At 73.6% G+C, this 9,953-nt stretch carries 9 protein-coding genes and 1 rRNA gene; 8 read left to right on the top strand and 2 right to left on the bottom strand.

Translation table 11 applies throughout. The features are described from left to right. Positions 1–150: 150 nt before the first annotated feature. Positions 151–267: ribosomal RNA gene (gene rrf, locus AB0K00_RS23050) — 5S ribosomal RNA — on the top strand. Between the two features lie 616 nt (positions 268–883). Here rrf and AB0K00_RS23045 read toward each other — a convergent pair. Next, the gene (locus tag AB0K00_RS23045; protein ID WP_363523542.1) at positions 884–2,845 is read right to left on the bottom strand and encodes a hypothetical protein; all 1,962 of its coding nucleotides are present in this window, start codon (positions 2,843–2,845) and stop codon (positions 884–886) included. A 39-nt stretch (positions 2,846–2,884) separates the two neighbouring features. Here AB0K00_RS23045 and AB0K00_RS23040 point away from each other — a divergent pair, with 39 nt between their 5' ends. Together AB0K00_RS23040 and AB0K00_RS23035 are read left to right on the top strand one after the other, a co-directional pair. Further along, positions 2,885–3,970: a hypothetical protein gene (locus AB0K00_RS23040; protein ID WP_363523541.1), complete on the top strand. Its 1,086-nt coding sequence runs from the start codon at positions 2,885–2,887 to the stop codon at positions 3,968–3,970. Continuing rightward, positions 3,963–4,982: an HAD-IIA family hydrolase gene (locus tag AB0K00_RS23035; protein WP_363523540.1), complete on the top strand. Its 1,020-nt coding sequence runs from the start codon at positions 3,963–3,965 to the stop codon at positions 4,980–4,982. Before AB0K00_RS23040 ends, AB0K00_RS23035 begins: the two co-directional genes overlap by 8 nt. Here AB0K00_RS23035 and AB0K00_RS23030 read toward each other — a convergent pair. After that, the gene (locus AB0K00_RS23030) at positions 4,979–5,317 is read right to left on the bottom strand and encodes an SCP2 sterol-binding domain-containing protein (RefSeq protein ID WP_363523539.1); all 339 of its coding nucleotides are present in this window, start codon (positions 5,315–5,317) and stop codon (positions 4,979–4,981) included. The two genes, AB0K00_RS23035 and AB0K00_RS23030, sit on opposite strands and share 4 nt — an antisense overlap. A 126-nt stretch (positions 5,318–5,443) precedes the next feature. On the opposite strand from AB0K00_RS23030, the gene AB0K00_RS23025 reads away from it, so the two are divergent. Genes AB0K00_RS23025 through recN form a run of 5 tightly spaced genes read left to right on the top strand, consistent with a single transcriptional unit; the run spans position 5,444 to position 9,931 of the window. Next, positions 5,444–6,208: a hypothetical protein gene (locus tag AB0K00_RS23025; RefSeq protein WP_363523538.1), complete on the top strand. Its 765-nt coding sequence runs from the start codon at positions 5,444–5,446 to the stop codon at positions 6,206–6,208. Further along, positions 6,205–6,432 (top strand): hypothetical protein, encoded by a 228-nt coding sequence (locus AB0K00_RS23020; RefSeq protein WP_363523537.1) that lies wholly within the window; start codon positions 6,205–6,207, stop codon positions 6,430–6,432. Before AB0K00_RS23025 ends, AB0K00_RS23020 begins: the two co-directional genes overlap by 4 nt. Next, positions 6,432–7,235, top strand: coding sequence for a TlyA family RNA methyltransferase (locus tag AB0K00_RS23015; protein WP_363523536.1), 804 nt, complete (start codon positions 6,432–6,434; stop codon positions 7,233–7,235). Before AB0K00_RS23020 ends, AB0K00_RS23015 begins: the two co-directional genes overlap by 1 nt. Beyond that, on the top strand, positions 7,232–8,134 hold the full coding sequence (locus AB0K00_RS23010; protein ID WP_363523535.1) for an NAD kinase: 903 nt from the start codon (positions 7,232–7,234) through the stop codon (positions 8,132–8,134). Before AB0K00_RS23015 ends, AB0K00_RS23010 begins: the two co-directional genes overlap by 4 nt. 39 nt (positions 8,135–8,173) lie before the next feature. Then, positions 8,174–9,931, top strand: a complete 1,758-nt coding sequence (gene recN, locus AB0K00_RS23005; protein ID WP_363523534.1) for a DNA repair protein RecN — start codon at positions 8,174–8,176, stop codon at positions 9,929–9,931. Positions 9,932–9,953: the final 22 nt, after the last annotated feature.

The raw sequence follows: 9,953 nt of genomic DNA, 5'->3' as shown, positions 1-9,953 counted from the left end.
CGGTACTAATAGGCCGAGGACTTGACCTCATACACAAGCTTTTGAGACATACGCATCCACTGTGTGATTCTGAACCAACACCAGAACGCACCCCAGGCACGCCGGCAACGGTGTGTGCAGGGTGTGCGGTGGTTGACAGGTTCATAGTGTTACGGCGGCCATAGCGGAGGGGAAACGCCCGGTCCCATTCCGAACCCGGAAGCTAAGCCCTCCAGCGCCGATGGTACTGCACCCGAGAGAGTGTGGGAGAGTAGGACGCCGCCGGACAAATTTTCGATTAAGGGCCGCCCTTTCCTGGGGCGGCCCTTAATTCGTTTACCGGGTCGAGTGCATGCAGCGCACCCCGGTCGGGAAGGATGAAGTCGTGACTGCAGGACCCCACGACCGCGATAACAAGGGCGGCCAGGACCGGGGAGAGCGCCCCGCCTCCGGTGACCGCAAACCCCGTTGGACCGGAGCGGACCGCGACCGCGGCTCGTCGTCGAGCTCCCGGACCCCCCGTGACGGCGCCCCGCGCGCCGGCGGTGACCGCACGGGCGGCGAGCGCTCCGGCGGTTCCCGCGACCGTGACGGCGCCCCCCGCACCGGCGGCTCCGGTGGATACCGGTCCGGCGACCGTACCGGCGGATCCGGCAGCTCGGGCGGATACCGGTCGGGTGACCGTACCGGTGGCTCGGGTGGATTCCGGTCCGGTGGTTCCGGCGGTGACCGTCCCGCGTTCCGTGACGGTGAGCGCTCCGGTGGCTTCCGGCCCCGCGAAGGTGGCGACCGTCCCGGTGGCTTCCGTGACCGCGACGCCGGCTCCCGCGACGGCGCCCCGCGCGGCGACCGTGGCGAGCGCGGCGACCGTCCGGGTGGCTTCCGCTCCGGTGGCTCCAGCAGCTCAGGTGGATACCGGTCCGGCGGCGCCGGCGGCGGTACGGGTGGCGGCTTCCGCTCCGGCGGCGACCGGCCCGGGTTCCGTGACGGTGAGCGTTCCGGCGGGTTCCGTGAGGGTGGCCCGCGTGGTGACCGTGGTGACCGGCCGAGTGGTTCGGGTGGTTTCCGGGACCGTGAGGGTGGTCCTCGGGGTGACCGTCCGCCGTTCCGTGACAACGCTTCCCGTGGTGACCGTCCGCCGTTCCGCGGTGGCGCGGACCGCGGTGACCGTCCGGGGTTCCGTGACGGCCCGCCGCGCGGCGACCGGCCCACCGGCTCCGGTGGGTTCCGGGACCGTGACGGTGGCCCTCGTGGTGACCGTAGTGACCGGCCCAGTGGCTCCGGCGGCTTCCGGGACGGCGCCCGTGGCGATCGTCCGGGCGGCTTCCGCGACCGCGACGGCGGCCCCCGTGGTGACCGGCCCAGCGGTGGTGGGTTCCGTGATGGTGGCGACCGGCCCTCGTTCCGCGACGGTGGCCCGCGTGGTGACCGTGGTGACCGGCCGAGTGGTTCGGGTGGTTTCCGGGACCGTGAGGGTGGTCCTCGGGGTGACCGTCCGCCGTTCCGTGACAACGCTTCCCGTGGTGACCGTCCGCCGTTCCGCGGTGGCGCGGACCGCGGTGACCGTCCGGGCGGCTTCCGCGACGGCGCGCCGCGCGGCGACCGGCCCACCGGCGGTGGGTTCCGGGACCGTGACGGTGGCCCGCGTGGTGACCGGCCCAGTGGCTCCGGCGGGTTCCGGGACCGTGACAGTGGCCCCCGTGGTGACCGTGGTGACCGGCCCGGGTTCCGCGCCGGTGGTGACCGTGGCGACCGTCCGGGCGGCTTCCGCGACCGTGACAGTGGTCCGCGTGACAGTGGTCCCCGCGGTGGTGGGTTCCGTGACGGTGGCGACCGGCCCTCGTTCCGCGACGGTGGCCCGCGTGGCGACCGTGGTGACCGGCCCAGTGGCGCCGGTGGGTTCCGTGACCGCGGCGACCGGCCCGGCGGCTCGGGTGGGTTCCGCGACCGTGACGGTGGCCCGCGCGGCGACCGTCCCAGTGGTTTCCGTGACCGCGACGGTGGCTCGCGTGGTGACCGTCCGACCGGCGACCGTCCCAGTGGCTTCCGCGACCGCGACGGCGGCCCGCGTGGCGACCGTCCAACCGGCGACCGTCCCAGTGGCTTCCGCGACCGCGACGGTGGCTCGCGTGGCGACCGTCCGACCGGCGACCGTCCGAGCGGCGACCGTCCGAGCGGCTTCCGCGCCGGCGGCGACCGTGGCGACCGTCCCGGTGGCGACCGTCCCGCGTACCGCGACCGCGGCGACCGGCCCGCCGGCGACCGCCCGGCATACCGCGACCGTGGCGAGCGGCCCGCCGGCGACCGTCCGGCGTACCGCGACCGTGGCGAGCGTCCCGGTGGCGACCGTCCCGGGTTCCGTGACCGTGGTGACCGTCCCGCCGGCGGTGACCGTCCCGGTGGCTTCCGTGACCGTGACGGCGGGCCCCGCACCGGTGGGTACCGTGACGGCGGCGGCGACCGGTCCGGCAACTTCCGTGACGATCGTGGCGGCCCTCGCCGTGACCGGGGCGACCGTCCCGGGCAGCGTGACGGTGGACCGCGTGCCGGTGGGTTCCGGGACCGGGACGCAGGCGGGCGCGGCGCAGGCTTCCAGCGTCCCGAGGCGCTGCGTCGCAACGACGCCGGTGGGTACAGGCCGCGGCAGAGCGACCCCGGCTTCGTCGCCGAGGAGGTCGAAGGCGAGGAGACGGTCAGCCGCGTCGCGGACCCGGTGCTCGCCGACGACATCGACCCGTCGGAGCTGGACCGTGGGGTGCGCGCCGAACTGAGCTCGCTCGCCCGGCCCGTGGCCGAGGAGGTCGCCAAGCGGCTCATCGCGACCGGGCAGCTCATCGACGACGACCCGGAGCTCGCGCTCGCCCACGCGCTCGTCGCGCGCCGGAAGGCGTCGCGGATCGCCGTGGTGCGGGAGGCCGCGGGTCTCGCCGCGTACCGGGCCGGCGAGTGGCAGACGGCCCTCGGCGAGCTGCGGACCTATCACCGGATGACGGGACGGCAGACGCACATCGCGGTCATCGCCGACTGTGAGCGGGCCCTGGAGCGGCCGGAGAAGGCGATCGACCTGTTCCGTACCGCGGACCGGGAGAAGCTGACCGCCGAGGAGATCGTCGAGCTGCTCATCGTCGCCGCCGGCGCCCGGGGCGACATGGGCCAGCACGACGCCGCCGTGGCGATGCTGCAGGTTCGTGAGCTGACGTCGGCGCCTGACGCGGTGTGGGCGGCGCGGCTGCGGTACGCGTACGCCGACGCCCTCCTGCGTGCCGGCCGCCGGGAAGAGGCCCGGGAGTGGTTCGCGCGCGCCGCCGACCTCGACGAGGAACTCGTCACCGACGCGGCGGAGCGGCTCCTGGAGCTCGACGGCATCGTCCTGGACGGTGACGAGGACGGCGACGAGGACCTCGACGAGGACCGCGCCACCGCCGGCGACGACACCGATCGCGATGACGACGACGCGGACGACTACGACGACGAAGACGACGACGAAGACGCGGACGACGAGGACGACGACCGCGACGACGAAGACGACTACGACGACGAAGAAGACGAAGAAGACGAAGAAGACGACGACGAAGAAGACGACGTAGAAGACGACGAGGACGACGACCGCGACGACGATCAGGACGACGACGCGGACGACGAAGATGACGACGACTACGACGACGAAGAAGAAGATGAAGACGACGAAGACGCGGACGACGAAGACGACCGCGACGACGAGGACGACTACGACGACGAAGACGAGGACGACGCGGACAACGCCGACGACGACCGCGACGGCGACGCACCCGTCGAGGCCGGCGACGACCGGGTGACCGGCGCCGCGCGTACCGGCGGCGGCAGCGACGACGCAGACGGCGACGACGACGCAGACAGCGACGACGAGACCGGCGACGACGACGCCGACGACGACCGTGACGGCGACGCCACCCGCTCGACCGGCACCAGGCCCGACGGCGACGGTGACGAGACCGGGACCACGCGTGCCTGACCAGACGTCCGGAGCACCCGCCGGCGACACCGCCGGCGGGGACCTCGTCAGCCACTACGACCTGGTCATCTTCGACCTCGACGGCGTCCTGTACCTAGTCGACCAGGTCATCCCGGGCGCCGCCGAGGCGTGTGCGCGGCTGCGTGAGCGGGGCATCCCCAGCGCGTACGCCACCAACAACGCCTCGCGGCTGCCCGGTGACGTGGCGGCGCTGCTGACCAGGATCGGCATCCCCGCAGAGGTGCGGGAGGTCGTCACGTCGGCGCACGCGACGGCGCTGCTGCTCGCCGAGCGGTTCGCGGCGGGCACGCCCGTGCTCATCCTCGGCGCGCCCGCGCTGCAGGAGGAGGTCAGGGCCGTCGGGCTCCGGCCGGTCACCGCGGCCGAGGAGGCCGAGGTGGTCGTGCAGGGGTACGGGCCCGACGTTGCCATGCGGGACCTCGCCGACGCGTCGGTGGCGATCCGCGGCGGCGCGAAGTGGATCGCGACGAACGCCGACAAGACGCTGCCGTCGCCGAGAGGTCCGCTGCCGGGCAACGGCTCGCTGGTCGCGGCCCTCGCGACGGCCCTCGGGCGGCAGCCGGACACGATCGTCGGCAAGCCCGACCCGACGTTGTTCCTCGAGGCGGCCCGGGAACGGGCGGCCACGCACCCGATCGTGGTCGGCGACCGCCTGGACACGGACATCGAGGGCGCGTACCGGGCCGGCATGGACAGCCTGCTCGTCCTCACCGGGGTCAGCGACGCCGCGGAGCTGCTCGCCGCGCCGGTCGAGCGGCGGCCCACGTTCGTCGCGGAGGACCTGGCCGGGCTGTTCGAGCCCCCGCCGGCTGCTGGGACGAACCAGTGGCGGGTCGAGGAGCACGGCGACCGGTGGGAGCTGACCGGCGACGGCCGGCGCATCGACGCGCTCAACGCGCTGTGCGCGGTGGCGTGGGCGGCCGGGGAGGTCCGGCCGGTCACGGCGAAGGGCGAGGCCGCCGCGGCGGCGCTGAAATGGCTGAAGCTCTAGAGGAGCTTGCGGAGCTTCAGCAGGTCGAACACGCCGGCGTCGATCTTGATGCGGCCGCTGGTCCAGGCCTGCATGACGTTGAGCTCACCGTTGACGAGGGCGACCAGGTCGTCGCTCGTCGCGGTGAGCTTGATCTTCGCGCGGGGGTCGTCGCCGTCGGTGAGGCCGGAGATCTGCCCGCCCTGCAGCTGCCCGTGGAACGCCACGTCCAGGTCGGTGACCCGGCAGGCGAGGGAACGGTCGAAGTCCAGCTTCTCCCGGGCCGCCGCGGCGTTCTCGCCGAGACGCACCGCGAGCCTCTGCAGCGCCGCCCGACATTCCTCAACCGTGGCCACGTATCCCCCCGTTTCCGTGCATTCAAATGTCCAATGCGGACACTTGGATTGTGACCGTACCGTACGGCGTCACGAACCGCCCGGTAGCGTGAACAGCGGTACACCACTTGGATGAGAGGCGCAAGCATGGCTCAGGAAGCCTGGCGGGCATACCTGGAACTGGCCTACGGCATGACCGAGGCGACGACCAAGAAGGCGACCAAGACGGTCCGCAAGCTGGTCGGCAGGAGCGGCGCGACGGCCGAGCAGCTGCAGGCGATGGCCGAGGACCTGGTGAAGGCCGGCACCACCAATCGTGAGGCGATGACCAAGCTCGTCCGGTACGAGCTGGACCGTGCCCTCGGCGCCGTCGGCCTCGCCACCGCCGAAGAGGTCGCGGGGCTGACGACCCGCGTGCACGAGCTCGAGGCGCAGCTCAAGGCCGCCTCGCTGGCCGCGACCACGAAGGCGCCGGCCGCGACCGCGAAGGTGCCGGCGGTGGAGCCGGAGCCGGCGCTGCCGATCGGCGCCGAGATCGTCGAGACGTCCGGCGCGCCCGCGGTCGCCGCGGCGAAGAAGACGGTGGCGAAGCGGACAGTGGCGAAGAAGACCGCCGCGGCCCCGGCCGCCGCTCCGGCGAAGAGCGCGGCTCCGGCGAAGAGCGCCGCGCCCGCGAAGAGCGCGCCGGCGAAGAGCGCGCCGGCGAAGAGCGCCGCGGCTGCGAAGAGCGCGGCACCGGCCAAGAGCGCGGCACCGGCGAAGAGCGCGGCACCGGCGAAGGCCGCGCCGGTCAAGCGCAGCACCCCGGCGAAGAAGGCGGCGGCGAAGGCCGCGGTCGAGAAGATCGCCGAAGCGTCAGACGTGGCGCCTGTGAAGAAGACCACGCCGCGGAAGCGGGCGTCGTCCTCGTGAGCACCACCCCAGGCCCCGTGCCCGGTCCCGGGCCTGCTCACGCCCCCGGTCCGGGGCCCGGCCCGATGCCGGGCCCGCCGGGTGCGGCGGCGCTCGGGCGGGTCGAGGCGGCGGTCGAGGCCCTGAACGGGGTAGCGTCGCTGCCGTTGCAGCGGCAGGTCTCGGTGTACGCCGAAGCCCACCGCACCCTGCAGGAGACGTTGGGCACGATCGAGGAACGGTGATGGCGCGGCGGACACGACTCGATGCCGAGCTGGTGCGCCGCGGCCTGGCCCGATCGAGGGAGCAGGCGGCCGCGTTGATCACCGACGGACGTGTCGAGGTGCGGGGTGTCCTGGCCGCGAAGGCCGCCGCGCAGATCGACCCGGCCGACGCGGTCCGGGTCCTGGGCGAGGCGACCGGTGACGACTACGTGTCCCGGGGCGGGCACAAGCTCGCCGGGGCGTTGACAGCGTTCGACGCGCTGCCCGTACAGGGGCGGCGGTGTCTTGACGCCGGAGCGTCCACGGGCGGCTTCACCGACGTGCTCCTGCGCCGCGGCGCCGCGTCCGTCGCGGCAGTCGACGTCGGCTACGGCCAGATCGCCTGGTCCCTGCGCACCGACGCGCGGGTGACCGTGATCGAACGCACGAACGTGCGCACCCTCACCCCGGACGTGATCGGCGGGCCGGCCGATCTGACCGTCGCGGACCTGTCGTTCATCTCCTTGCGGCTGGTACTGGCCGCGCTCGCCGCTTGCACGTCCCCCGACGGGGACCTGGTGCCGATGGTGAAGCCGCAGTTCGAGGTCGGCCGGGAACGCGTCGGCGAGGGTGGCGTGGTCCGGGACCCGGCGCTGAGGGCGGAGGCGGTGCTGGACGTGGCGGCCGCGGCCGCGCAGCTCGGGCTCGGCGTCGCCGGGGTGACGGTCAGCCCACTGCCGGGGCCGTCCGGCAACGTCGAGTTCTTCCTGTGGCTGCGCCGTGACGCGCCACCGGTGTCACCCGACGCGGTGCACGCGGCGGCTTCGTTGGGGGTCACGACATGATCGCTGCATCGATTCGTGAGGCGCTGCTGGTCACCCATACGGGCAAGCGCAGCAACAACGAGCACGCCCGGACTGTCGCCGCGGACCTGCTCGACGCCGGGTTCACCGTCCGCGTCCTCGCCGAGGAGGCCGCCGAGCTCGCCATCCCGCGGGCCGTGCCGGTCAGCGGGGAGACCGCCGCACAGGGCGTGGAGATCGTGTTCGCCCTCGGCGGCGACGGCACCCTGCTACGTGCCGCGGAGCTGGCCCGGCCGGCGAAGGCGCCGCTGCTCGGTATCAACCTCGGCAAGGTCGGGTTCCTCGCCGAGGCGGAGATCGGCGACGTCGACAAGGCCGTGCGGGAGGTCGTCGAGGGCACGTACACCGTCGACGAGCGCCTCACCATCGACGTGTTCGCCGAGCACGACGGCCGGCCCGTCGGCTCCTCGTGGGCGCTCAACGAGGCCACCGTCGAGAAGGGCGCCCGGGAGAAGATGCTGGAGCTGCTCGTCGAGGTCGACGGGCGGCCCCTGTCCCGTTACGGCTGCGACGGTGTCGTGTGCGCGACGCCGACGGGCTCCACGGCGTACGCGTTCTCCGCCGGCGGCCCGGTCGTGTGGCCGGAGCTGGAGGCGCTGCTGCTGGTGCCGATCAGCGCGCACGCCCTGTTCAGCCGGCCCCTGGTCATCGCGCCGTCCTCGACGATCACGATCAACGTCGAGCCCTTCACCAGTTTCGCGCTGCTGTCCTGCGACGGCCGGCGGGTCATGGACCTCGCACCCGGATCGACGGTCACGGTTCGGCGGGGTGCGCTGCCCGTACGGGTGGTCCGGCTGCGTGAGCGACCGTTCACGGACCGCCTCGTGGCGAAGTTCGCCCTGCCGGTCGACGGTTGGAGACACAACAAACGGCACGGCTGAGTGGAGAAGTGTCGTACCCCGCGGCTAGTGTCTCTGGTTGTGCTGGAGGAACTCCGCATTACCGGACTCGGCGTGATCGAAGACGCCACACTGCCCCTCGGACCGGGCCTGACCGTCATCACGGGCGAGACAGGCGCGGGTAAGACCATGGTCGTGACGAGTCTCGGCCTGCTGTTCGGCGGTCGCGCCGACGCGGGCCGGGTCCGCGCCGACCCTGGTCGTGCCACCGTCGACGGCCGGGTCAAGCTGCCCGCACACCTGCGCGCCGCGGTCGAGAGCCGCATCGTCGACGCGGGCGCCGAGATCGACGACGACGGCACCCTGCTGATGAGCCGCACCCTGACGGCCGAGGGCCGTTCCCGGGCGCACGTCGGCGGGCGCACCGTGCCGGTCGCGGTCCTCGCCGAGGTCGGCGAGCGGGTCTTCGCCCTGCACGGCCAGTCCGACCAGCTGCGGCTGCTGCGCCCGGCCGAGCAGCGGGCCGCCCTGGACCGTTACGCGGGGCCGGAGCACGAGAAGCTGCTCGGGCGGTTCGCGGAGCTGTATGGCCGCTGGCGCGCCGTCGAGGACGACCTCGCGGACCGCCGCGCCAACGCCAGGCAGCGCAGCCAGGAGGCCGACCTGCTGCGGCTAGGCCTCGACGAGATCAGCCGCGTCGATCCGCAGCCGGGCGAGGACGAGCTGCTGCGCGAGGAGGCCCAGCGCCTCGAACACGTCGAGGGGCTGCGCAGCGCCGCCCAGGTCGCGCACGTGTCCCTGACCGGCACCGGCGACGGCGACGACGTCCTGGACGTGCTGAGCCTGCTGTCGACGGCCCGGCGCACCCTCGAGGCGCAGACCGGCGTCGACCGCGTCCTCGGCGAGCTCGCCGCCCGCCTCGACGAGGTCGCCACCCTCGCCGGTGACGTGTCCACGGAGCTCGGCAGCTATCTCGCGGCGCTGGACGCCGACCCGGGCCGCCTCCAGGAGGTCTATGAGCGCCGCGCCGCGCTGCGCACGCTCACCCGCAAATACGCCGAGGACGTCGACGGCGTCGTCGCCTGGGCCGACCGGGCCCGCACCAAGCTCGGCGAGCTCGACAACTCCGACGAGCTCCTCGAGGAGCTCGACCGGGAGCGCCGCCGCCTGCACGGTGAGGTCGCCGACGTCGCCGCGGCCCTGTCCGCGGCCCGGCAGGAGGCGGCGGGCCGGTTCGCCGCCGACGTGACGGTCGAGCTGGCCGGCCTCGCCATGCCGCACGCCCGCATCCACGTCGTCGTCGGTCCGAAGCCCGCCGGCGGCGGACCCACCGTCCCCACCGCGGGCGGCACCGACGCCGGTGTCGGCCCCGACGGCGCCGACGACATCGAGCTGCGGCTCCTGCCGCACCCCGGCGCCCCCGCGCAGCCGCTGCAGAAGGGCGCGTCCGGCGGCGAGCTGTCCCGGGTCATGCTGGCCATCGAGGTCGTGTTCGCCGGTGTGGGCGGCCCGCCCACCCTGGTCTTCGACGAGGTCGACGCCGGTGTCGGCGGCACCGCCGCGGTCGAGATCGGCAAGCGGCTCGCCCGGCTCGCCCGCGACCACCAGGTCCTCGTGGTGACGCACCTGCCGCAGGTGGCCGCGTTCGCCGACCGGCACCTCGTGGTCGCCAAGGACACCGGCGGCGCCGTCACCACCAGCGGCGTCCGCGTCGTCGAGCACACCGACCGGGCCCGCGAGCTGGCCCGGATGCTGGCCGGCCTGCCGGACTCGGACCTCGGCATCGCGCACGCGGAGGAGCTGCTGTCGGTCGCCGACCGCGAGAAGTCCCACCACTGAGCACCCCGCGGACCCTGGGTCC

The organism is Dactylosporangium sp. NPDC049525 (genome assembly GCF_040676755.1).
In the GTDB taxonomy this organism is placed as follows: Bacteria; Actinomycetota; Actinomycetes; order Mycobacteriales; family Micromonosporaceae; genus Dactylosporangium.
The sequence above is the reverse complement of the archived record's forward strand: the minus strand, read 5'-3'. Positions and strand labels throughout refer to the sequence as shown.